This is a genomic window from Neobacillus rhizophilus (assembly GCF_018343535.1).
GTDB classification, from domain to species: domain Bacteria; phylum Bacillota; class Bacilli; order Bacillales; family Cytobacillaceae; genus Neobacillus; species Neobacillus rhizophilus.
This window is the reverse complement of the sequence record NZ_JAGYPF010000004.1, coordinates 457,267-481,263: the sequence shown is the minus strand read 5'-3', so window position 1 is coordinate 481,263 and position 23,997 is coordinate 457,267. Positions and strand designations below refer to the sequence as shown.

Annotated in this window: 25 protein-coding genes; 11 read left to right on the top strand and 14 right to left on the bottom strand. The window is 38.2% G+C overall.

The annotated features are described in order from the left end of the window. Positions 1 to 6 precede the first annotated feature (6 nt). The 3 genes from KHA99_RS20620 to KHA99_RS20610 form a co-directional block, all read right to left on the bottom strand. A complete protein-coding gene (locus KHA99_RS20620) occupies positions 7 to 1,410 on the bottom strand; it encodes an NCS1 family transporter (RefSeq protein WP_249366793.1) in 1,404 nt (467 codons plus the stop codon). Between the two features lie 259 nt (positions 1,411 to 1,669). Further along, positions 1,670 to 2,410 (bottom strand): maleate cis-trans isomerase family protein, encoded by a 741-nt coding sequence (locus KHA99_RS20615; RefSeq protein ID WP_213119358.1) that lies wholly within the window; start codon positions 2,408 to 2,410, stop codon positions 1,670 to 1,672. Between the two features lie 47 nt (positions 2,411 to 2,457). Further along, the gene (locus KHA99_RS20610; protein ID WP_213119357.1) at positions 2,458 to 3,510 is read right to left on the bottom strand and encodes a carcinine hydrolase/isopenicillin-N N-acyltransferase family protein; all 1,053 of its coding nucleotides are present in this window, start codon (positions 3,508 to 3,510) and stop codon (positions 2,458 to 2,460) included. 137 nt (positions 3,511 to 3,647) lie between these two features. On the opposite strand from KHA99_RS20610, the gene KHA99_RS20605 reads away from it, so the two are divergent. Continuing rightward, positions 3,648 to 4,553: a LysR substrate-binding domain-containing protein gene (locus KHA99_RS20605; protein ID WP_213119356.1), complete on the top strand. Its 906-nt coding sequence runs from the start codon at positions 3,648 to 3,650 to the stop codon at positions 4,551 to 4,553. A 78-nt stretch (positions 4,554 to 4,631) separates the two neighbouring features. Here KHA99_RS20605 and cshA read toward each other — a convergent pair whose 3' ends face one another. The 5 genes from cshA to KHA99_RS20580 all read right to left on the bottom strand — a co-directional run bounded on the left by cshA (position 4,632) and on the right by KHA99_RS20580 (position 9,116). Further along, the gene (cshA, locus tag KHA99_RS20600) at positions 4,632 to 6,083 is read right to left on the bottom strand and encodes a degradosome RNA helicase CshA (RefSeq protein ID WP_213119355.1); all 1,452 of its coding nucleotides are present in this window, start codon (positions 6,081 to 6,083) and stop codon (positions 4,632 to 4,634) included. Between the two features lie 393 nt (positions 6,084 to 6,476). After that, a complete protein-coding gene (locus KHA99_RS20595; protein ID WP_213119354.1) occupies positions 6,477 to 6,677 on the bottom strand; it encodes a cold-shock protein in 201 nt (66 codons plus the stop codon). 226 nt (positions 6,678 to 6,903) lie between these two features. Next, the gene (locus tag KHA99_RS20590; protein WP_213119353.1) at positions 6,904 to 7,173 is read right to left on the bottom strand and encodes an HU family DNA-binding protein; all 270 of its coding nucleotides are present in this window, start codon (positions 7,171 to 7,173) and stop codon (positions 6,904 to 6,906) included. 700 nt (positions 7,174 to 7,873) lie between these two features. Then, entirely contained in the window at positions 7,874 to 8,503 is a 630-nt protein-coding gene (locus tag KHA99_RS20585) for a hypothetical protein (protein WP_213119352.1), read from the bottom strand. Positions 8,504 to 8,519: 16 nt separating this feature from the next. Next, entirely contained in the window at positions 8,520 to 9,116 is a 597-nt protein-coding gene (locus KHA99_RS20580; RefSeq protein ID WP_213119351.1) for a hypothetical protein, read from the bottom strand. An 857-nt stretch (positions 9,117 to 9,973) separates the two neighbouring features. Between KHA99_RS20580 and KHA99_RS20575 the strand changes: the two genes are divergently transcribed. Continuing rightward, positions 9,974 to 10,549: a hypothetical protein gene (locus KHA99_RS20575; protein ID WP_213119350.1), complete on the top strand. Its 576-nt coding sequence runs from the start codon at positions 9,974 to 9,976 to the stop codon at positions 10,547 to 10,549. A gap of 63 nt (positions 10,550 to 10,612) precedes the next feature. On the opposite strand, the gene KHA99_RS20570 is transcribed toward KHA99_RS20575, so the two are convergent. Continuing rightward, a complete protein-coding gene (locus tag KHA99_RS20570; protein WP_213119349.1) occupies positions 10,613 to 10,987 on the bottom strand; it encodes a hypothetical protein in 375 nt (124 codons plus the stop codon). A gap of 424 nt (positions 10,988 to 11,411) precedes the next feature. Here KHA99_RS20570 and KHA99_RS20565 point away from each other — a divergent pair, with 424 nt between their 5' ends. Genes KHA99_RS20565 through KHA99_RS20555 form a run of 3 tightly spaced genes read left to right on the top strand, consistent with a single transcriptional unit; the run spans position 11,412 to position 15,089 of the window. Continuing rightward, complete coding sequence (locus KHA99_RS20565; protein WP_213119348.1) at positions 11,412 to 12,497, top strand: endospore germination permease; 1,086 nt, start codon at positions 11,412 to 11,414, stop codon at positions 12,495 to 12,497. Then, positions 12,494 to 13,924 (top strand): spore germination protein, encoded by a 1,431-nt coding sequence (locus KHA99_RS20560; RefSeq protein ID WP_213119347.1) that lies wholly within the window; start codon positions 12,494 to 12,496, stop codon positions 13,922 to 13,924. The genes KHA99_RS20565 and KHA99_RS20560 overlap by 4 nt, the downstream gene beginning before the upstream one ends. Before the next feature lies 1 nt (position 13,925). After that, a complete protein-coding gene (locus tag KHA99_RS20555) occupies positions 13,926 to 15,089 on the top strand; it encodes a Ger(x)C family spore germination protein (protein WP_213119346.1) in 1,164 nt (387 codons plus the stop codon). 415 nt (positions 15,090 to 15,504) lie between these two features. Here KHA99_RS20555 and KHA99_RS20550 read toward each other — a convergent pair whose 3' ends face one another. Together KHA99_RS20550 and KHA99_RS20545 are read right to left on the bottom strand one after the other, a co-directional pair. Then, positions 15,505 to 16,920, bottom strand: coding sequence for an FMN-binding glutamate synthase family protein (locus tag KHA99_RS20550; RefSeq protein ID WP_213119345.1), 1,416 nt, complete (start codon positions 16,918 to 16,920; stop codon positions 15,505 to 15,507). 2 nt (positions 16,921 to 16,922) lie between these two features. Next, positions 16,923 to 18,335, bottom strand: coding sequence for an FMN-binding glutamate synthase family protein (locus KHA99_RS20545; protein ID WP_213119344.1), 1,413 nt, complete (start codon positions 18,333 to 18,335; stop codon positions 16,923 to 16,925). A gap of 222 nt (positions 18,336 to 18,557) precedes the next feature. On the opposite strand from KHA99_RS20545, the gene KHA99_RS20540 reads away from it, so the two are divergent. The 4 genes from KHA99_RS20540 to KHA99_RS20525 all read left to right on the top strand — a co-directional run bounded on the left by KHA99_RS20540 (position 18,558) and on the right by KHA99_RS20525 (position 20,818). Beyond that, positions 18,558 to 19,040 (top strand): DUF2975 domain-containing protein, encoded by a 483-nt coding sequence (locus KHA99_RS20540; protein WP_213119343.1) that lies wholly within the window; start codon positions 18,558 to 18,560, stop codon positions 19,038 to 19,040. A 34-nt stretch (positions 19,041 to 19,074) separates the two neighbouring features. Continuing rightward, positions 19,075 to 19,563, top strand: coding sequence for a DUF2975 domain-containing protein (locus KHA99_RS20535; RefSeq protein ID WP_213119342.1), 489 nt, complete (start codon positions 19,075 to 19,077; stop codon positions 19,561 to 19,563). 10 nt (positions 19,564 to 19,573) lie between these two features. Further along, the gene (locus tag KHA99_RS20530; protein ID WP_213119341.1) at positions 19,574 to 19,789 is read left to right on the top strand and encodes a helix-turn-helix domain-containing protein; all 216 of its coding nucleotides are present in this window, start codon (positions 19,574 to 19,576) and stop codon (positions 19,787 to 19,789) included. 666 nt (positions 19,790 to 20,455) lie between these two features. Further along, a complete protein-coding gene (locus KHA99_RS20525; protein ID WP_213119779.1) occupies positions 20,456 to 20,818 on the top strand; it encodes a VOC family protein in 363 nt (120 codons plus the stop codon). Positions 20,819 to 21,095: 277 nt separating this feature from the next. Here the strand turns inward: KHA99_RS20525 and KHA99_RS20520 are convergent, their stop codons facing one another. Further along, positions 21,096 to 21,590, bottom strand: a complete 495-nt coding sequence (locus KHA99_RS20520; RefSeq protein ID WP_213119340.1) for a DinB family protein — start codon at positions 21,588 to 21,590, stop codon at positions 21,096 to 21,098. A 216-nt stretch (positions 21,591 to 21,806) separates the two neighbouring features. On the opposite strand from KHA99_RS20520, the gene KHA99_RS20515 reads away from it, so the two are divergent. Next, positions 21,807 to 22,316, top strand: a complete 510-nt coding sequence (locus tag KHA99_RS20515; RefSeq protein WP_249366792.1) for a hypothetical protein — start codon at positions 21,807 to 21,809, stop codon at positions 22,314 to 22,316. Positions 22,317 to 22,535: 219 nt separating this feature from the next. On the opposite strand, the gene KHA99_RS20510 is transcribed toward KHA99_RS20515, so the two are convergent. Beyond that, positions 22,536 to 22,880 (bottom strand): avidin-fold protein, encoded by a 345-nt coding sequence (locus KHA99_RS20510; protein WP_213119339.1) that lies wholly within the window; start codon positions 22,878 to 22,880, stop codon positions 22,536 to 22,538. A 335-nt stretch (positions 22,881 to 23,215) separates the two neighbouring features. On the opposite strand from KHA99_RS20510, the gene KHA99_RS20505 reads away from it, so the two are divergent. Next, positions 23,216 to 23,428 (top strand): heterocycloanthracin/sonorensin family bacteriocin, encoded by a 213-nt coding sequence (locus KHA99_RS20505; RefSeq protein ID WP_213119338.1) that lies wholly within the window; start codon positions 23,216 to 23,218, stop codon positions 23,426 to 23,428. A 236-nt stretch (positions 23,429 to 23,664) separates the two neighbouring features. On the opposite strand, the gene KHA99_RS20500 is transcribed toward KHA99_RS20505, so the two are convergent. Continuing rightward, positions 23,665 to 23,820 carry a hypothetical protein gene (locus tag KHA99_RS20500; RefSeq protein WP_213119337.1) on the bottom strand — a complete coding sequence of 52 codons (156 nt, stop codon included), beginning with the start codon at positions 23,818 to 23,820 and terminating at the stop codon, positions 23,665 to 23,667. Positions 23,821 to 23,997: the final 177 nt, after the last annotated feature.

Sequence of the window (23,997 nt, the reverse complement as noted above, 5' to 3'; positions counted from 1 at the left end):
AATTTTCTATTTCTCAAAAATGGTTCCTTTTTTAAATACAGATTGTTTAAATCCATATTTATTCAACAAGTAGTAGGAAATTCCGCCCACCACTAATCCAATCGGCCAACCAAGATCGACGACAGTAAAGGCACTGGCTGCGCCAATGACCATGGCTATCACTGCAGCCATATTTAACCCGCTGAACTGACCATTCGGATTGTACAATTCATGAATATCTACCTTTTTCTTTCGTAATAGTATATAGTCAACGACTAATATTGCCGTAATTGGTGCTAAAAAGGCTGAATAGGTTAGGATAAAGATTCGGAGTCCATCTGATGAACCAGGCTGAATCAATTTCCAAGGGAAAGATACCATTGCAAGCAAGCCTGCAATCACGACAGAAACTTTATATTTTACTTTTGTAAACAATTGAATGATGTAGGCTGCCGGAACAATGTTTGCAATCAGGTTAACAGCAACAGCTCCAAGAACAACGAAAACGGAAACGATGAACGTAATATAATCATTGTTAACAATTTTTGCGAACGCTTGAACAGGGTTCGCAAGGCCTGTTGCAGCAGCAAGCATAACGCCAAGACTCATGACCGTAAAATACGTTACCGTAACCGGAGTAAAGTACATGAAAAACCGTTTAGGAGCTGATACTCCTACTTTTAATTCACGTGAGTAATCAGATGCACTTAGAAAAAGCGCAGCGTAGTTTCCAAGGAAGGCCATTGTGAATGACCAGAATGGGAGCCCCCATGTTCCTTTTGCTTCTACCCAGGTTGAATGAATGACTGCACTATGGTCTTTTAACACTACTACAGCTGCATAAACAAATGAGGACATTAGGACGATTGCAATTAGAGAGTTCAACCACTTAATGGTGTGGAAACCTTTTAAAGATAAAACAATTTGGATGATTACAAGAATGACAAAACTAATAGGAATACTATTAATTTTTCCTCCCGTTGCAATTCTGATGATTTCACTTAATCCAGTTGCTCCGATCCATGACTGAAACCCATACCATACAATCGCAGGAACGCCTCTCAGGATGGACGAAAGAATGGCGCCCTTCATCCCAAACGCCATTCTTAAATGAATGACATATGGTACACCATTTCGATAGCCAAAACCGTCATTCATTAGAAAAGCAGCGCCGATAATTGTCGTTGCAATCAGTAATGACACCATTGTTTGCAAGAAATTCATGGTTGCGGTTCCAGCCACAACCAATCCCGTTCCTATCGCCATATTACCTAGACTTACTCCATCCCCTGTGAACGCCAATCCAAAACTTAGTGGACTCATGATTCTTTTTTCAGGGTCATTTGGCCGTAAACTTTCTTCTACGCCTGTAATGTCATATCCTTGTGTTGGTTGACTTTCTTGATTTGGCTGAATTACTGGACTTGTCATCATAGCTCCCCCTTTATTTTAAAAAGTGATACTTATGACCAGATTTATGTTGAGAATTTCATTACCACCTGAAGTTCCCGTAAAATATGGGTTCTAGCTAGTCCATCCACACCACTTTCTAATGGCAACTCATTGATTCTTGTACGTGTTTATTCATACTAATAAAGCGTTTTCATTTCTTACTGCACCACCTGCCAAAAGAAGAGACTTGTTTGCTACTCTTCTAGAAATATAGATTAAGACCATCATGGTTTCACATTTATTCATTTACAGTTGCCCTAGAAAACAATTCTCCCCACCCTTTTACATTGGCAGGTTCTATATCTACCATTTTCAAGCATTCCCAAATAAGTACATTAATCGTGTCATACATTGGCAGTTTGTACTTTTCTTCATAATAGTTAACCTTAGCAACAGCAGGAAAATTCGTACAAACGATACTTAAAGCTTCAGCTGGAGATACAGTTACTTCCTTAATCTGTTCTTCAATTCTTTCCTGAGGCACCAAACTAAACGAACGATTGTGTGTAATATTAAGTCCGGAACTATTCACCGTTTCTATTCCACACTCATTCTTATATTGTTCCGCAATTAATCTATTAATTTCAGGAATATACGGAGTGACAAGGTGTACGGATTTAATATCATGCTCTTTGAACGCTCTTATTTGCGATAACATGGAAGTGGTTGCCGGGATTCCTGTCCTTTTCGTAATCTCTTCGCAAAGCTTTCGGTCTACATCAAAACCGATCCATCCTCCTGATGTTCCGTTCCATGCAATCACATCGACTTCGGCATGTGCCAGTAATTCTGCAGCCCTAAGCATGGGTTCCATATTGAATTGACTTAATGAATCCTGCTCCAGTGATATTTTCGTCACTTCGAAACGGCTATAATGACAAGTTACCTCAGGTACATCATGCAGCATTCTTGAGCAAATCGGCTCCAAAGCGGTATTCGATGATGGTGTCAGCATGCCAATTTTTTTAGGTTCTTTCATTTTGAATTTCCTCCTGTAATTTTTTATTACCGGCATCCAAATCATTTTTAAAAAAATAAAGCGCTCTCAATATTGCCAATTTTTCTTCCTAAATATCTAGCCCCGATTGGAGTGATGTTACCAGCCCAATCAGTGTAATACCCTTCCTCCTCTAGTTCGGTTAGTACAAACGGTATCCATCTGCCCCAGGTGTTTTTATTTTCACCAAAGATAGCTGAATCAACATTATCCACTTCTCCATCTGGCCAGCCGTATGTATACCAGAAAGTAAGATTTTGTGGATCATAAATCTCAGTACTGACTGTCCCGCTTTGAAGCCCATGATTGGAAATCGACTTTTCATGCGGTGCTCTTGGGTCAGGAGTGCGATCACTAATTAGTTTTTTCATCGTTTCTACATCAATTTGCGATGCGTTTTCTTTTAGGAGACTCATCGCTCGATGATAACGGAATTCAGAGGTATCAAAATGAATGGTATTTCCTCTTTTGCTATCATCGAGTGGTACCATCGGATCCGTTTCCCACCTATTGGCTCTTGCTGCTATTCCCAAGTCTTTACTCGTGAAGGTCTCGGCCACAGTAACCGTCTTATAGCCAACTTCTACAACAGCCATGTTCCCATTCCTATCCGCAAAAAGGTAATTTCCCTGAGTGCCGAATCCCTTTGGATTCTCTTTCACAAATGTGATGGCCGCATCGACCGTCGAAACCGTTGCTCCCATTTTTAAAAACCAATCCACAGCATGTAATTTTTCAGGATTTTCTCCTTCTTTAGGAACCACCCACGCTCTCGTCCAGGAAAAACCAGTTTCATTCATCCCCCTATCCGAACCGATATCAACCAGTTCCCCGGAAGGGTCTTTAATCAGGCAAGGGGTATGCACAAATTTATATCCCCCATCTTTTGGGATGGTGACAACGACAGGTTTCCTCGGGCCTTCAAGGTAAGGATTATCACTGGTAGATGCCAGAAACACACGCCTTCCAAGAGTCGCTGTACCAGTTGCTCCCATTATGGTGCAAGCAGCTAATACCGAGTGATCGGAGCCAAAAATAAGAAGAATGGCCCCTACTATTACTAGGTTTAAGATGATTTTCACTTTTCTCCCCCTAAACTTTAAAAATAATTGAATATTCGATTAATTGGATTATAATTAAAATTAAGTTATTACGGAAATACTGATTTTTTATATGTCCTATAAGTCAATGCTTATAGGTATAAGAAAGAGGGAATCCAATGGACATTGAGCAAATGTATCGTATTTTTTTAACTCTCTCGAAGGATAAGAATTTTTCTAAAGTAGCAGAAAAGTTACATATATCCCAGCCTGCTGTCAGCCAACATATTAAAAACCTAGAAAAGTTGTACAATGTTCCATTATTTATTCGCTCGAAAAATATTTCATTAACTCCTGCAGGCGAAACATTAGTAACCTATGTGGAGAAAATTCTCTCATTATATGACGAATCATTCCTTGCAACCCAAGAACAACAGACCAGTAATAACCCAATAAAAGTGGGGACAAGTTTAACGATTGGTACATATTTTCTTCCAAGGATTATCTCCCAGTGTAAGAAACAGATGATAGAAAATGTTATTCAAGTTAAGGTTGGGAGAACGAAAGAAGTTATTCAAAGACTTTTACATGATGAAATTGATGTGGGACTTGTCGTGGAGGAAATAAAGATGAATTCGCTGATAGAAGAATCATTCGCGGAAGACGAGATCGTGTTAATCCTCTCACCGGATCATCCTTGGGCGCAAGACGATGAATTAGGGATCAAAGAGTTGCTTGAGGCAAATTTCATTATTATGGAGATCGGTTCTCATAAGCTTGCGGAGAATACCTTGAGACAGCTTGGGATAGAATTTACCCCCTCGAATTCGATGGAAATCGGAGATACTGAGGCAATGAAACGTACAGTAGAAAATGGGTTAGGAGTAGGAATTTTATTCTATTCGGCTGTAAAAAGTGAAGTGCAAAAAGGTACCCTAAAAGTCATGAGAATTTCCGGACATAAAATGGTGCAAAAATTTTACTGGGTGACAAAACCTACCCTATGTGCGAATAAAAATGTCGATATGTTTAAGGAAATCATTTTTTCCAAGAATACACATGTTGCTTCTGTCGAAAAAAATTAATTTTAGTGTCAGTCCCCCGGTGCGTTAATGCTTTAATTCACCGGGGGACTGACCCCTAAATCCCCTGTATTCATTTTATTATGCTTTCTTTTTTCGAGAGGACATGGATGTTTTCTTACGTTTGCTATTTCCCCCTTTTGCTCCAAATTCCATTTTCCCATTAGAGTGTCTCCTTGATTTCTCTTGGCCTTTTATTTTAGGCTTATTGGCATATCGCGGTGCTTCGGAAGTTAGCTGAACGGGAACATCCCTCTGTTCCTTGGACAACAGTTTCAAGGCAATTGAAACTAACGCTATGGAGTCGTATTGATCTAGCAATTCGCTTGCTGCACGTTTAAACTGTGTGTACTGCTCCTCTTCAACCAATTGCATCATCTTTTCTACTGCCGCTTGCTGTATAGACTCCCTTGCCTCTGCTACCGTCGGTATAGATTTGCGCTGGATATGCCCTTTCGATGCTTTTTCAATACTGCGGATTTGTCCGGTTTCCCTCGGTGTAGCAAATGTAATAGCTAACCCAGTCTTACCTGCCCGCCCCGTTCTGCCGATTCGGTGAACATAACTTTCCGGGTCTTGAGGAATGTCAAAATTGTAGACGTGGGTAACCCCTGAAACATCAATTCCCCTCGCAGCCACATCGGTTGCAACTAAAATATCAATGTTACCCTCGCGAAATTTATTCATCACAACATCTCGCTGTCGTTGATTTAAATCTCCGTGCAATCCATCAGCAAGATATCCTCTTTTATTCAATGCATCACTTAATTCATCGACGCGTCTTTTTGTTCTTCCAAAAATTACTGCTAATTCTGGGTTATCCACGTCTAGCAGACGGCAAAGCACTTCAAATTTATCCCGTTCATTAACCTCATAATAAATTTGCTTTACAGTTGGAGAGGTAACTTCCTTCGCTTTCATCTTTACTAACTCTGGATCGTTCATAAACCTTTCCGCAAGATTTTGAATCGGTTTTGGCATGGTTGCGGAGAACAGCAAGGTTTGCTTTTCTTCAGGGGTCTCTTTTAGGATTCGTTCTATATCCTCCAGAAAGCCCATATCTAACATTTCATCAGCTTCATCCAAAACCACCACAGAGATGCGGTCTAACTTTAGCGTTTTACGTTTTATGTGGTCCAAAAGTCTTCCGGGTGTTCCCGTAATAATGTGAGGTCCCTTTTTTAATGCCTTAATTTGGCGATCTATCGACTGCCCTCCATATATCGGGAGAGAGGTTATGCCCATGTATTTCGCCAGTCGATTGATCTCTTCTGAAACCTGAATAGCTAATTCTCTTGTAGGTGCAATTGCAATCGCCTGAACATATTTTTTACTCGTATCCACTTTCTCCAAAATCGGTATAGCGAAGGCAGCCGTCTTTCCGGTACCTGTTTGCGCTTGACCAATAATGTCCTTACCCGTCAAAGCTATGGGAATGGCTTTCTCTTGAATAGGAGATGCTTCTTCGAATCCCATATCTGTAATCGCTCTTTGAATGGGCTCACTAATACCCATTTCATGAAATGTTGTCATATCAAAACCCCTTCTATGTGTTTACTATTTTTTAGATTGGACTAAACTCCTTGATTGAATGCACGTCTGTGTTGATTTTTACAAGCTAATTAGGAAAGTTAAGGAATGCACCCTCGGGTGTACGGTAAATTGAGGTACCTGATTTTGTAAGGTTCCTTTTTCAAATGACAGTTGATAGGTTCGAGAAAAGTAAATAAAAAGAGCCAACTTTTCATTCATCCTATTTCAAATTAGGTAATTTCGTGATAGTATGCTACACTGAGTGTACCATTTGATTTACCGTTACATGTCCCCTACTCATTCGTGAGTGGGGTTTTTTTGTTTTTATTAAAAAAGAGGCTGTCCCAAAAGTGTAACTTTTAGGACCAGCCTCTTTATTCGTTCTTCTTATAATTAGGCTTTGTGAACGTTTGAAGCTTGTGGTCCACGTTGACCTTGCTCTACGTTAAAAGTAACTTCTTGACCTTCTTCTAATGATTTATAGCCTTCACCTTGGATAGCTGAAAAATGAACGAATACGTCTTCTCCACCTTCACGTTCGATGAATCCAAAACCTTTTTCGCTGTTAAACCATTTTACTTTACCTTTTTCCAATTTTGCTGCCTCCTATTGTGTAAAAATGTACACAATTGTTAAATGATAATTACCCCACCAAGGTTTTTAAGAAATCTTGGTATGATTATATTATTATCTAGATAGATGAAAGTTTATTCAGTATATTTTGTTTAATATGAAGCCATCCAAGAAGGGAAGTTTAAGGACCAAATGCTGATTTTCGTAACAACATGGCACATATCTTAAATTGTGATAACCCTTAAACCTATATTTTCTGTATTAATGACTTACTTGCCCGGAAAACAGGAACTTTGCCGGCTTGAATGATCGATTCTTCCCCCGTTTTAGGGTCGATACGAGTACGAGCTTCACGTTGACAAACTTCAAATTTACCAAACCCTAAAAGTGCAAGAGAATCTCCGCAAACTAATGATTGTGTGATGATATCGAATACTGCCTCTACAGCTGATTCTGCATCTTTCCTAGATAGCTCGGACTTCGCTGATACTGCATTTATTAATTGAGTTTTGTTCAAAAGTTATCCCTCCAATTTGTAAAAAACTCACTTTTCTAGTGGTATTTAAAACCTCTCCAAACATAAAATATGGATTCTTACCTAAAACAATGAAAGCCCTGCCTCTCTCTCATCCTTACGGCTCCTTGACCGTGCCAGTGTGAATCAGGATTATAAAACTCAAAAATTACTTTAATTAACTCATTCGGAAAATATCGATTTGTACGGAGAAAATAAGAAACAATCGATTATGAGGATATAAAGAGGTCCTTTAAAAATATGAGTTAAAGGAACTGGATAGCGATGGAAAAAAACTTAAGAAACGAAATCATTCAATATTTGTTACCTTTTTAAGGATACCACACTCTTTCTTATTTATCAAAAATTTCATAATATCATTAGTCTTCATTTTGTGTCAATGATTTTTCCCCATTATGCTTTATGTATTTGGAGTAAAAACTTATGCAAAAGAAAAGGTTTGATATTGAAACGCTTAAGCTAATTAGATTTTATTTACTCCATATTTAATTATATATAATGATCATCCCAAATTAGTGGATACCATCTGAAATTGGCCTAAATAGCAAACTTTTTTGGAATGTTAGGGTTCGAGAGTTAAACGAAAGTATAGAAATCTGGATCCCACAAGGATTTTTACTGCAAACTGTAAAGTGAAAAAAGCGAAGGCAGATCGATTTAATCGCCTTCACTTCCATTATTATTATTGTAGGTTGAAGAAAACCTGTCCATCCATAAGCTCTTCATAACGGAGCTGCGCCTTTTCTCCAGTTTTGACTAGTCCAGCAATATACCCTTCTTTCTCATTTCCTACGTACATTTCAAATGAAAAATCTGGATCTGTTGTACCATATGCATCGCCAGAATAGATGTCGCCACTCTCGCTGACCATCTTAAAATTCATGATTCCATCAATGTTAAAGGATAAATCTTGTGTTTTTGATTCTGTGAATTTTACTTTCGCTTTAACTACTACCCATTCATAACCTTCTGGTGCTGGCTCATTGAATTCGTTCATTGCTTTTAATGTTTGGAAAGCTGCGTCACCACGAGTGACTTCCTCCATCATTAAATCAAATTTGATGGGAAAAGACTCTCCCGCATCATTAAACAATTCATCATCTACAGTAGCCGTTTTTTGAAATGGGACCGGGTTGGTGCGGGAACCTAGTTTTGATACCGTTTGCTCTTGTTTCTTTTCTTCATTCTTCTTTGGCTGCTCTTGTTTTGCGGCGGCTGTATCCTTGACTGCCACATCTTTCGTGTCTTGCCCGCAGGCAGCTAGTGCAAGAATGATTACTAAGGATACTAGAAATAAACCCATCTTTTTCATGACTGTTTCCCCTTTTCTATTTTTTATCTAATGCATCTGGATAAACGATTTGGTCAAATACGTTTTGAGTCGCCTGGTCTTTAATGTTGATGGTAACTTTATATTCTTCCGGCTTAACTCCATTAAATAATTCATACATCATCCCAGACATCCCAAGACCCAGTGCGGCAAATCCATCAAAGCTGTTTTCGTAAGCTGCTTTGTCTACTATAAGAGTAAATTCAGAGAAATCATCCTTGTAAGTTATGTCTTTAATAGATTGAAAATCTTTGCCACTTTTGGCATCGTTGACCGTTTGGATGACAGTCGTTTTCATTTCCTGCATCATTTCTTTATGTTTTGATTTAGACATTTTATAGGTGACTGAACCGTCTTCATTTTTCGTTGCTGTAATACCCTCTTTTTGGGCATTTGCCACTACTTCGTCAACGTTCTGATCTTCAAACATGCTGGCTGGCAAAGTGATTGTGACACTTAATAGTCCTTTATCAACATTCACTGCCTCACTATTTGGTTTTTCTGTTTCCTTAGGTTGTTTGTCTGTTTTTTCAGCTGAACATGAAACTAAGAATAGCAACATAGCAGCTAGAAAAAGGCTGGTGATTTTTTTCATACTTGTTCTCTCCCCTTTTAATTAGTATTTTGAAAAATTTAATTAGATTAACAGATAAAGAGAGACAATCTCTTTATGCTGAATTTATGAAATAATGTGTTTTTCAAACCTATCCAATTTCATCCCTTTCTACTAAATTTCCAACCTGTTCCCATTTTAACGCAAAAGAAAAAAACAGGCTTACCATAAATGGTAAACCTAATTTAAATCCAAAATTCCCCTTATCCTACATTGCTTCGCATAAGTTCCAAATAATCTAACGTTTAGATGTTTCTAGCCTATCTATACGCCTTTATCCTTGAAATCAGAAGTTCGGTTGCATATAACCTTTCTATGCGACCCAACTTTTGAAACCATCAGCAGTTCGGGCGCTTATAGCCTTTCTATGCGACCATACTTTTAAAACCATCAGCAGTTCGGGCGCTTATAGCCTTTCTATGCGACCATACTTTTGAAACCATCACTGGTTCGGGCTCATATAACCTTTCTATACGACCATACTTTTAAAGCCATCAGCAATTTGGGCTCATATAACCTTTCTATGTGACCCAACTTTTGAAACTATCACCGGTTCGGGCGCATAAAACCTTTCTATGCGACCAAAATGCTTGATAACATCAACGGTTTGGGCTCATATACCCTTTCTACGCGACCAATTGTTTTTTAGAAGCCAAATTGCGTCGGTCTTTTTTCATTAGTCCTACTTCCCATAATCCTAGCAACACTGAAAATTTTTTTATTTCAGCAGGTAGTGACACGCATCTCGGCATAAATATAATATGGCAGAGACCTGATTAAAAATTGATTATGGGGTGATTTATATAAAGGGGGAGCAAAGAGCTAAAGCAGTGCAGGAAATGGGCTCGAAGTGGTGGAAAAGAATCATAAGAAATTTTGGTATTTCCTTTATGGGAGCGCTGTTTACAGGGATTCTTTACGGGGTTTTATTGAGATTGGTGATGGGAATCATTGCGTTTTTCTTCCCGCATATGGCGAGTGGATTTCATTTATCCGGAACCTTGCTGCTTGTTGTTTTGGGGATTGCCGTTACCTTGGCCAACAGTATCCTTTATACGATTATTTTTCAAACCTCAAGAATGAGCTTGGTCCGAAAGGGATTTTACTATGGATTGTTAAGCTTGATTATTTTTGGGGTCCCAATGTTTTTGTCAAACCCAAACAACGAATTATTTGGGCCGCAAGCCCCATTAGGAATCTCGTTGTTTTCTGTATTGTTTTTTATAGGGGCTTTTATTCATGTTTGGTCCATCAATCGGATAACCAATTGGGTGAACCATTCAAATGGCATGTTGAAACTTGCTTATATAAGCTTTGCCATTCTTGTCATACCCGCGGCCGTCATGTTGTTCAATATGTTTCTTGAGATTTTTAATGAAATAATTCCAAAGATTATAGAAAACTTTTCATTGTAAAAATTAAACTGCACACTAATCGTAATAATTTGGGTGCGGTTCTTTTCGTCATGAAACTGGTTATTATATACCTTTTGGAAAATGAAAGATTACAAATTTCCTAGTCCACATTTCACTTGAAACCATGATTTCTCCTTGTTCATTTTGAAAAACGAAACCCGAACCTAGTTGTTCTTTAAAAAACCAGCCTTTCTCTTCCATAAAACTTTTTAAATTCTCATAAGCTTTCCCTTGTTTCATTTCTGAAATATACCATTGGTAACTATCTTCCTCTGCAATTTTAACTATATTTCCATCCGATTTGTGAACCTTGTTTATTACTTCGGATTTTGAAACTGAATCGATCGGAAGCGAAGGGTAATAAACATCCTTCAGATAAATCAATAGGACTCCAAATAGGATTAATACAATAGAAATAGATTTAACCCATTTCCTCATGTGGAACACCTGCCTTTATATCGAGGGATGACACCTGTTTAAGGATATTTTATACCAGATAACAAGATACCTCCAATTATTTCCACAAAAGTTGTCGTTTGTATAAACTAGGCAGGAAAATGGATCGAGACGAACAGCAAGGAACAGTATAGATTTGCCTATAAAAACTTAAGTGTTTTAGCCATTTTTTGTAAAATAAATCCTCTAAACAATACTTCCTCAGGACAAGCATAAATGAAGGTAGTCATCCAGCGTAATCCTAGATTAAGAGTCATGTTTGCCAGTTAGTAAATTGATGAGCATTTTATGATCCATATCATTTCATTCCTTATTCGGGTTAACACATAAAGCCCATCTGTTCCATGCATAATTTGGAAATACAAACTAAACCTAACAACAGCAGGAAATTTTAGGTGGTGTTTACGTGCAATTTTCTAGGACTCAATTAATTTTTGTTCTCATTCTTTTCATTGGTATTTCGAATCATGTGCTCATCATTCCTCATTTGCTAACAACAGGGAAGCGTGATGCATGGATATGTGTATTAGTTGCCTACGTCTTTTTACTCATTTGGGGTATGGTTCTATTTTTGATCATGAAAAATAATCAACAGAGATTAAGTCTTTATGACTGGGTCAAAGCACGAACAAGAAGTGAAATCTCTTATATTTTCAATAGTAGCCTTGTGGTGTATGTTTTCGCAATTAGTGCCATTTCATTTTATGATTTAATTCAATCCGTTCATATTTATTTTCTGCCGCAAACTCCATCCTTTGTTGTCATGCTACCGTTCCTGTTGATTAGTGTCTGGTCCGCCTATAGTGGTCTAAAATCGATAGTCTATGTTTCAGCCGTTTTATTGCCGATTGTTTGGTTACTTGGCATTTTTGTCGCTTGTTTTACTATCCCAGCAAAAGAATATTCCTACCTTTTCCCGGTCCTTATCCATGGCTACCAACCGATCGTAAAAGGGTCCATCATTGTTCTTGGGGGAAGTGCGGATTTGCTTGTGCTTTTGCTTCTCCAGCACCATTTAAAGCAATCGTTTACGTTGGGGAACCTTTTCTTTCTCATTACGATTTTGGCTGGTCTGATTCTTGGCCCTACAATGGGGTCATTATCTTCATTTGGTCCAGCGGTTGCGGCTGACATGCGGTTCCCAGCATTTGAACAATGGCGTCTCATCACCTTGGGAGAATATATTTCCCATGTTGACTTTTTAGCAGTGTTTCAATTATTAAGCGGTGAAATCATCCGCATTTCTTTAGGTCTTTATTTGCTTGCAAATATGGTGAAAGCTGAAACGCCTGCTCCTAAAAAAAAGTACGTGTTTGTCCTTATTTCGCTTCTTCTAGGAATATTGACGGTCATTCCAATAAGTGACATGTGGGTGCAAACGATGATCGGCAAATTCTTTTATCCGGGGGCTCTTATATTTTCAGTGTTCATTTCGCTGATATTATTGATCATTAGTTATCTGCCCATGAAGAAAGGAACCCAAAACATATGAACATGAAACAATACGATCATGCTTTGGAAAAAGGAGCATTGTCCTGCGAGGAGGTGAATAGTTTTTTTTGCCATTATGCGGATATTACCTTTATCCCCGTTGAAAAAGACGATAAACTTCAAGCGTTTTATTGCAAAGGAATGCTTGACTCCACACAGTTAAACGAATATTTTAACCGCATTATTCTAAGCATCGGAAGCGAAGAACCACGAAGGGATTTTGATGTGCTCCCTCCTGTCCGGCACGTAAAAAGCATGAATGACATGGTCAATCATGTGTTTTCAGGTTCGCTGATTGTGTATCGGGAAGGGGCTCCTCTTTTTCATGTGTTTGATATAAGCAAGGTTCCACAACGAAAACCGCAGGAATCGACGACAGAGGTTTCGATTAAAGGACCGAAGGATAGTTTTACCGAAGAGATGAATGTTAACATCTCCTTGATACGCAAGAGAATGAAGTCAGAACAGCTTTATTGCGAGTCCTTTACTGTAGGATCGTTAAGTAAAACCGAGGTTTCATTGCTTTATTTACATGATAAAGCCAATAAAGACATCATTGAAGAAGTCAGAAAGCGGCTTGCTGACTTTCAAAGTGAAAGTGTTGTCAGCAGTGGTCAATTGGAACAATGGCTTTCCGATCGGTCGTTTTCTTTGTTTCCTTTATTGGATTATGTCACGCGTCCCGATTTTGTCATTGAAAGCATGCTGCGGGGACGGTTTATTTTAATAGTAAATGGATCCCCTTCCGTATTAATTGGGCCTATTAATTTTTTTGAGCTGATTAAATCGCCTGAGGATGTTCATTTTCCTTACTATCTTGTTGTGTTTGGGCGGTCTATTCGAATTATCGGTTTCTTAGTCGCTATTTTCCTGCCGGGGTTTTGGGTGTCACTCTCTTCTATCAATATGGATCAATTGCCTTTTGCCCTCTTGGCCACTGTCGTTGTTTCGCGTGAAGGATTGCCACTGCCAATCGGACTTGAAGCGATTTTTATCCTAGGTTTGTTTGAGCTGTTGAGAGAAGCGGGAATTCGAATGCCGACCGTTCTTGGTCAAACGGTTTCCATTGTAGGAGGTATCATTATAGGGGATGCTGCGATTCGAGCTGGGCTTGCCTCCCCCACAATGATTGTGATTATTGCGTTAACAGCGGTCGCAAGCTACACACTAGTGAACCAATCATTAGTTGGAATCGTAAGCATTCTTCGGCTTTATAACTTACTGATATCCATTTTTTTAGGTATATATGGGCTTATTGTCGGATTCTTAAGCATTCTTATTTACCTTTCCAAATTGGAGTCATTTAAAATAGCTTATCTCGAACCCATTGCCTCGTTATCATTCAAAGAATATTTGGCAGCATTGTTTGTAAACCCATTTGACCGTAAAAAATTTGGCATTTCATTTTTGCAGAAGCGGAGAAAGTAATATGAAACGAAGTTTACTTATGGCTTTTTCTATCATTCTTATTCTATCTCTCGTCCCAGCTTGCTCCCATGACATCGGGGAAATTGAAAATCAAAACTTCGCAACCGCCATTGGTGTTGATTTTCGCGATGGGAAATATTATGTCTATATTCAAATGTTGGGCTTGACCTCTGTTGCGAAAAGGGAAGGTGGCGGCAATTTGCCTCCTGAAGTTTATGTTTCCAAGACAAGTGGGGCAACGTTTATTGATGCGTTTTTTAAAGCTTATCAGACAGCGCAAGAACGGTTTTTATGGGCACATGTCACTGCCATCGTATTGAGTGAAGCAGCGTTAAAAAAAGGAATGGGTGGTGTCTTTGATGGCTTGACACGTTATTATGAATTCCGGCCAACTCCATGGATTTTCGGGACAAAGGACTCCATGATTGATATCCTCTCTGCAGCTGGTTTTTTTAGTCAAAACTCATTAAATACGATTCTGCATAGTCCGGAAAGTTCTTATGAACAAAGCTCTACCATTAAGCCGGTAAAGTTATATCAATTTGCGCGGGATTTTTTTGAACCTGGCCGCACCACTTACATCCCTTCGCTCGCCATCAATGACAAACAATGGAAGAAAAATAAAAAGAACGACGCGAAATTAGAAATCGATGGAGCGTTTTTTTTAGACAATCAAAAGTACAAAGGACATTTTCCTTATGAGAAATTAAAAGGAATGCGCTGGCTGAATCCGCAGACCGTACGAGCTTCCATACTTTTGCCAAACGGAAAAAGTCCCGAATTTCTTGCGGTACTTGAAGACCAAACGGTAAAAATCGTACCTGAAAAACAAAACGGCCATTTTCGCTTTACGATTCGCTACCTTGCCAATGGTGTTGTGAGTAATCGCATGAAGAACAATACAATCAATGTGGCCGCTATGGAGGAATTCGTGAAAAAGGGGATCATAACGGAGGTTAGGCAATTATATCAATTAGGCTTAAAACATAAGATTGATTTTTTCAACTTAGAACACCAGCTTTACAGAAAATATCCTTCCGATTGGAAAAAGCTAAAAGATCAGAATACTTTGCTCCGTCAAAATAGTATAAAGTCAATTGAAGTGCACATTACGCTGGAGCATTCAGGTTCATTTAAAAATCGGAAGATCATGATTCGGGAATGATGGTTATTGAATTGGTTAGTCTTCTCCCTCACTTCTTCTTGAGTCAAGTGCTGGTTAGCTTAACAAGAAAAAACTGCCGTTGCCGTTAACTCAAGTTCATATCTAAGTAATCTTATTCAGTTTAACTCCTTTATTCGACCGGGTTCATGGCTATTCCGCCTGCTCGATCGTTTATAGCAGGACCTCAACCACAACTTGACCAATTTACGGAATCAATTTATTGGGAGTACATTCATCTGTTAGTTAATATGGCATGATGAGCTATGCAAAACAAATAGGTTCAAAAATGGAAAAATTTATTGAGGGCGAGTTAGGTATTCCTGTCAAAGAAAGACTCCGGCTGTTATTTGGTGCCTGAAACCACCGAAAATATCCCCCATCCTATGGCTGGGGGATTAACCTTTTTCTATCGAGACTAATTCTCAAATTGCTTGTCTTCCCATGGTCTAAAGGAAAACGGAATTCCGACCTTTCTAGCCGTCAATTCATCATAGGAAACTAAATCCTTTTTTGACAACTCTTTCAAAGAGCGTTTACCCATTGATCTTAATGCCATTTTCATTTCTTCAGTACAAGCTGTTAGGAATTTCTCCGCTGTTTTTTCCCCTACATCGGTTTTAAATTGATCCTTGAACTTGCCGTCATACCAAATTGCTTGTGTAGGTGGTTCGAATGGAAGGGCATTTAATACTTGATCGTGTGCAAGAGCAAACAGCATGGCGGTGCCTACATATACAGCGTCGGCTCCTAGTGCAAGCACTTTTAAGAAATGTCCGGGGACTAACATGCCTCCTGATACGATTAAACTAATTTTCCCCTTCATCTTTCTTTTTTCTAGATGGTTCACAGCTCGCACTACAGCATGTAATGTCGGGATTCCAAAATCATCAAACAATATAGGCGGTGCCCCGTGCATGCCTGCTTGTCCGCCGTCAATGGTAATAAAATCAACCCCCATATAGAGTAAATGATCAAGATCTTCTTCAATTTTCCCACCTGCGCCAAGTTTGACACCTATGGGGACTCCACCTGATCGTACCCGAAGTTCATCCACAAGTTGTTTTAAATCTAGCAATGTTTGATCTTCGAAAAAGTTTTCATAAATGACTGCTTCTTCATTTTCCTTAAGTCCCATTACTTCAAGAGCACGGCCTGCTAACCTTTGTGGCGGAACTTTTTCGCCCATACCCGCTAAAGCGCCCTGTCCTAATTTAATTTCAATCATATCAGCACGCTTCAATAAGTGATCTTCCTTTGCCCAATCTGTTTTAGCAATTTGTAAAATATACTTTCCGGCAGCGTTTAATTCTTCGGGTAGAATTCCCCCTTGACCAGAGTTAATCGCAGTTCCTGTCTTATTTGCTGCTTTAGCCAAAGAAAGTCTAGCTTGTTCACTAAGTGAAATCCCAAAGCCCATTCCACTGATCATCAATGGAATTTCAATTTTCATTGGCTTTTTTGCCATTGGTCCAATGGTAACGGTAACATCTACCTCATCCACACCATCAATGGGAAATGGTGATGTTTGTGCCGGGATAAAAGTAATGGGTTCCAAATGCGGCCATTTTTTTGCAGAGCCGCCGAGCGGGCGAAAAAGGACAGTTCCCGTTTCTGCCCGTAAGCTATTTTCCAGCACATTTTGAATCCCCATATGCCGAAGGCCTGGTAGCAGTTCCATAATATTTTCTTGATAACTGTCAGATAATATAATTTTACCAGCCATTTTCACGATTCGTTTCATAATCCAGCGCCAACCAATAAGCATGAATAGAATTATGACAAATAATAGGGACATTAGTGCAAAAGTCAAATAAAATAAAATGTTCGCCATAGTCAGTTCTCCAATTGTTTTTCTTCCCATGGATCAAAGGAAAACGGAATTCCCACCATTTGGGCAGTCAATTCATCATAGGATACCAGATCCTTATTTGATAACTCTTTTAAAGAACGCTTACCCATTGCTCTTAATGCCATCTTGATTTCTTCTGTACACGATGTTAAGAATTTCTCTGCGGATTTTACCCCTTCTTCAATCTTAAATGTATCCTTGTATTTCCCTTGATTCCAAACAACTTGTGTTGGCGGTTCAAACGGAAGGGCATTCAATGATTGCGGATGTGAAACAGTAAATAACATAGAGGAGCCTACATATACTGCATCTGCTCCAAGGGCGAGCACTTTTAAAAAATGCCCGGGTACTAGAAGTCCTCCAGAAGCAATTAAACTAATCTTACCTTTCATGTTTCTCTTTTCTAGATGATTAGCAGCCCTGACAATCGCATGCAGAGTTGGGATTCCAACGTCGTCAGATAAAATAGGGGGGGCACCGAGTGTGGCAGCTTGTGCTCCATCAACTGCAATATAATCAACACCCATATAGATTAAATGATCAATATCTTCTTCAATTTTCCCGCCAGCCCCCATTTTTACGCCAATGGGAACACCACCTGTTATACTCCGAAGCTCATCAACAAGTTCTTTCAAATCATCCAGCGTTTGATCTACAACAAAATTATCATAAATCACGGCATCCTCGTTTTCCTTTAACCCCATCAGTTCACGGGCACGACCCGTTAAATTATTAGGAGAGATTTTCCCGCCTGTGCCGAATAATGCGCCTTGTCCCAACTTAATTTCGATCATATCGGCCTGCTTAATTAATTCTTCCTCCTTTGACCAATCTGTTTTGGAAAACTGTAAAATATATTTTCCGCTGACATTGAGTTCCTCAGGCAAAACGGCCCCCTCACCAGAATTAATGGCGGTTCCAACATTATTCGCCGCTTGTGCCAATGAAACTCTCACTTCCTCACTGAGTGCAATCCCATAGGCCATGCCGCTGATCATTAACGGGATTTTTATTTTCATCGGTTTTTTTGCTTGGGGCCCAATGGTTACTTCTACATCAACATTTTCTTCACTATCAATCGGAAAGGGTGATGTTTGGGCAGGTATAAAGGTAATCGAATCTAAATGCGGCCATTTCTTTGATGAGCCAAGCGGACGGTGGAGAACATCGCCTGTTTCTGCCCGCAGGCTATTTTCGAGCATATTTTGAATGCCCATATGCCGGAGACCGGGCATCAATTCCATCACATTTTCTTGATAACTGTCTGTTAAAATAATCTTTCCCATTTGCTTCACCATCCGCTTCATGATCCAACGCCAGCCAAAAAGCATGAATATAAAAATGGTAAAAAAAAACGCAACGATCCCAAAGGTCAAGTAATATAAAATATTCGCCATCGTTATTTCTCCAAAATCTAAATAGTTTCAAACAATACTATTATATTCCAAAAAATGCTAATTCTATAAATATCATGATGATACTAAGAAAATATTGGAGCAAGCTTTAAAAACTATGTATTTATAACAGCAAAAATATCATAATAAAAAATAAAAATTTATTGATAATCAATAAATTTCATGTTACATTCACATTAACAATAAATATGTGAGGTGCTGTTTATGAAACAGGTATCAACACTCTTCTTAAAGATAGCTGTTATTCTTATTGGAATCCCAGTTCTTGCTTTGTGCATATTTTTGGTTCCTGAGTTAGGGAAACTTGCTACAAAATTGCTTCCAGGGTTTGCTTCTATAAAATATCTCGTCTCCATCGTTTTTTACGCATCTGCGATCCCTTTTTACTTTGCTTTGTATCAGGCTTTCAAACTATTACGCTATATTGACAAAAATATTGCTTTCTCCGAATTATCTGTAAAGGCATTAAAGAATATCAAATACTGTGCCATAACCATCAGTTGTTTACATGTGCTAGTCTTGCCGCTCTTCTATCTCTTTGCGGAGAAAGACGACGCCCCTGGTGTCATCTTTGTCGGAATGGTTGTACCTTTTGCTTCCATGGTGATCGCTGTCTTTGCAGCTGTTCTTCAAAAACTGTTAAAAGAAGCGATTGATATCAAATCTGAAAATGACTTAACGGTCTAGGTTTGTATTACAATTCATTTGTGAGGTGTTTTTTATGAACCGATGGGCAACTTTTTTCCTAAAGGGAGTTATTATTCTGATCGGAATGGTGGTACTTGGTTTGTGTATATTTTTGCTGCCTGAGATAGCCAGTAGAGATGCAGAAGCGCATCCAGAGACTGCTTACTTGCAATATCCCTTTTTACTAGCTGCTTATTTATTCTCTACGCCCTTTTTCATCGCGTTGTATCAAGCATTTAAACTTTTAGTTTACATTGATAAAAACAATGCTTTCACGGAATTATCATTAAGGGCATTGAAGGTAATCAAACGCTGTACTATTACCATCATCGCATTTATTGGAGCTGGAATAATTTCTGTAGTTATTTTGAGTGCAGGTACAGGTGAAGACATAACTGGTATTATAAGCTTGGGATTTATGCTCACTTTTGCTTCAAGCATAATCGCAACCTTTGTTGGCGTCCTCCAAAAACTTGTAAAAGTAGTGGTTGATATAAAATCTGAAAATGATCTAATAGTGTGAGGTGAAAACCATGTCGATCATAATTAATATTGATGTGATGCTGGCTAAAAGGAAAATGAGCGTAACGGAGCTTTCGGAGAGGGTCGGAATTACGATGGCAAACCTTTCTATCTTGAAAAATGGAAAGGCCAAGGCGATTCGTTTTTCCACTTTAGAGGCTATTTGCAAAGCATTAGAATGCCAGCCTGGAGACATTTTAGAATATAAAAGTGACCAAGATACTTAAGAATAATAGACAACAAATTTCTTCGACGGTCTGCAAACTGAATAGAAAAAAAGCGAAGGCAGCTTGGTTGGACCGCCTTCGCTTATACTTAATACTAAGGAAAACACCAATCAAATCCCCATTTCCAAATAAGATTAATACAATAGTACTATCTAAACCCATTTTCTCATGAGAAACACCTGCCTTTAAATGAGGCATGAGAACCGTGCGAGACTACTGAAAAATACATACAAAGAAGCTAGAGTGGTCTTCTTTTCTTGGGTTGCACGGGCAAAATAAGTGGCTTATTTTTACCGGAGGGACACTTTTATTTTGCTCGCTGGGCAGCCCAAACCCTCTATTGAGGATTTCCTGCTTACTCATAAAATTTGCGAGCAAATTGTAAAGTACATAGATCCCGAGGTTTAAAAAAACAAAAACCGTCCTCGCCTGCCCACAGACGGGGATAGTTTTCCCCCAACATCAACGACCAATCCCTATTTGTTGAATAATCAAGAGAAGACTGGTGTACAGCATCATTTCTTATTAAACGATCCTCCCCATTACTTGAAAAAGAAATTTCCTACATATAAAAATTACATTTTTCACTATTGGTACTGTCAAATAAAGACTATTTTATAAAAGTACGATACATACTATTTCCGTTAGGAGGAATGCATTGTGAAAATGGAACATGTGGGAATTATGGTCAATGACATGGACGAGTCTTTAGCGTTCTATCAAAACATCCTCGGTTTAGAATTAAGAAATAGAGAGTGGTTAAATGACACTGTTGAGCTTGCCTTTTTATTTTTTCCAGAGCAGAAGAGTGTAGAGATTGAACTTGTCTACGGCGGCAAGGTGGAAAACGAAGGAATCGTGAACCACTTGGCCTTTACTGTTGAAAACATTGAAGCTGAACTCGTACGCCTTAAAGAAGCAGGCGTCAAATTAGTAGATGAAGAACCTCGAAGCATTTTAAATGATACAGTTAAAATCGCCTTTTTCCAAGGTCCGAATGGTGAGAAGCTAGAATTGGTAGAAAGATAAGTCAATATAGCAATAGGAGAGCGATAAAAAAAGGATTTTTTTAAATCTCAAGAGTGATTATGTTGAGTGGTCCGCCGCACTCTTATTTATTTAAAAAATTGTTTATTCACCTAAAACAAACCTGCTCTTTTGTTCAATAAGAAATGGAGGTGCTTCAGCTACCTCCGTTGTTAAACTCAAGCACCCGTTAGCACAATAAGATAAGCCGCCATAATGACAGCCTAGATCTTCAACTCTTGCACCCTTAAGTTCAAGTAGGTGCTAGTGCAACTTTTATTTATTCATCTTCTCCTGCATCTATTTTCCAGCTATTTTGCAACTTCCGGATATAAATGATCTGACCAATGTGATATGCGTTATGAGTTGACACATTTCCGATTATTGCCCACCATTTCACGTTTCCAGGAAAACCATTAACATCACTCTCAACTTTTTCTTCAGTTAATAACTCTTGCCAATGTAAAAGCACCTCTAATAGTTGTTCTTTTAAGTTAGCAAAAGTATGATTTTCAGGAATAATAAAGCTGTTATTATTATTTCCTATGGGAAGCACAGCATCAACGTGAGATTTTTGGTACCTTGTTTGCCATGTTTGATTCCAATATAGTAGATGCTGCACAATTTCAGCAATACTATTACTTTCTTCGTTTGGCTTCCAAAATGCATGTTCCTCAGACAATCTTTCTACTGAATCTGAAAATGGTATGTACCAACTAGGATCATTAGCATTTGCCAACAACTGATCCGATAAAACATCTTTTGCATGAACCATAACCGACACTCCTAATTTTTATATACTGTTTTTTCTAAATATTTATACAACGTCATCATATTATGTTCTACATAGTATATTGAATGTCCTGTTTTTAAACTAACCCCTTTAGCATTCCTGTAGATCGTTATTTTTCGATTTTGAAAAAATAGGGCTACTCAGTAAGATATGAGTATAGACACCACTCCAACTCACAACTTTAGGAGGAACCTTACTATGAAGTTAGCTTGCCTAACTCTTACAAGTTTAGTGAGACTAACAGCAAGCTATTTAACAATTTCTAATTGGTGTATAATTGTGAAGAAATTGTATTTTAACGGGGTGGTAATGAAAATGAAGATTTTGTTTGATGAAACTTACACTTCAAATGATGGAAAGCGAACAAGCAGGAATATTTGGTATGGAGATGCTGATATAACTGTTGATGGTGAATATGGAAAAAACATTAATCTTAATGAAGATTTTATGGATAATTTATGTGAAATCATAAAAAATGACTTATCTAAAAATGCAGCAAATAAGCCTACTGAAACTAACTGGTATATTTATGGAAGTGGTGTAACTCAGGACACTATTGGGGACAATATCCGTCCGACAATTATGGTTCGTGAGAGGTCTGACGAGTTTTTAACTAATTTTAATATCAGTGACCACGATTTTGCTATAAATATTGATGCTATTCTGTTGTTTAAGGCGGATTTTGAAAAACGTTTAGCTAGTAATTGAGGAGTAATATCACTATAGCATTTTCAAACTATAAGGGGATGATTTCATAATGAATTCATTCTCCTTTTTCATCTGGTGTGATTCTTTTTGTGTGGAGGAAAAGGACATTTAAAAATACAGATTGTGAATAATTACACTTAAATTAAATTGCTCCGTTAGTGAAAAAGCGACTGCCCTTATTGAACAATCGCCCCGTCTGTTTAATAATAACTATTGAATTTATATTACAACTTCCTCAATAATTGAATTTCCAACAGTTTTTTCAACATCAAGCCATTTACATTTCTCAAATAGCCTAATTCGCCCATTAGCCAGGATTTCAGGAGTTGAAAAACATTCTCCTCCTCTAATTTCATTTTTTATATTAATGTGATTATACCTAAACTCTAAACAACCATCTTCATTAACAATACCAATTAGTAATCCTTTGACGATTTCTCCTCCACTGTACGATGCTGAGATAATTTTCCCTTCTTGCTTATATCTAAAAGTTGTTTTTGAAGATACTTCGCCGTTAGCAGTATTATCAATTGATACAAATGTACGATTGTTATAATTTATCATATTTTTTCTCCCCTAATTTCTTGTCCTAAATACATTCTTATTTATTCTTGTTCATATGAACTCCAAGGATAAAGTTGACAAGTTTCCTTCGTTAAGAAATAAAACAAGTTAAATAAAATTAGCCGCCATCGTTGCTTCCAGACACAACATTTTATGATACTTTTACCATGAAATAGGCTTTTTAACTAGTAACAAACACCTAATTGTAATCATATTTTGTTGAAGAGAGTACACGTAGTATCTCTTAATAACACATTGCTGACATAATTTCTTCATTCAAATCTCTTGTTAAGTGTCAGTAAAACCTAATTATTAAATATACAGAGGAGGTAAAAATGTTCAATTTTCATAATGAACTTCAAACTTTGGGAATGGGTAATTTCCACGTTGGTCCGTTAATACCTATGGATCCTCGGAGTCAGGACCCGCGAATATTTGTCGGTATGCCTTGCGGCGGCATGATGTGCGGCGGCATGATGTGCGGCGGCATGTTGTGTGGCGGCATGATGTGTGGCGGCATGATGTGCGGCGGCATGATGTTTATTTAGTTGTTTTTGGAGGATGGTAAATTTCATCAAAAAAATGTTTTTTATGAAAAGAAGTTCATGTTTTTATTAGGTCAAATTTAATGTCAAACCAATGGGTGGAGGATACACTTTACCTTTTTAATTTTTCATTCATGATTTCTTAATAGAACTCAAAATGACGTGTATTAGCACACGTCATTTTTGTTTGGACCTATTTTATTTAGAGCTGATATCCGCCATTTCCTTAGGTTAGTTGGTTAATCATTAGACAATTCTTCCGGCTTATTTAATTGCTGCTGACGGTCATTTATACTACGGTTTGAAAAACTAGGGAGCGGGTTTTCTTCTTTCCGCACTCGTCTTTTATTTAGCCATTCCCGAATACGTCTGCGCAACCTTGACCTCTTTTTCAATATATATCTCCCCTATCACCTTCACATTTTCCTTGGGCAATCCACCGGGTTAACATCATTTGAGTTTCACTAGTAGTATATGTTTTCATTTTAACAGGTTATGGGGAAATTTGTTAAATTTATTTGTATCTTATTGTACGGTCTGCAAACTGCAGATTAAAAAAGCGAAGGCGGCTT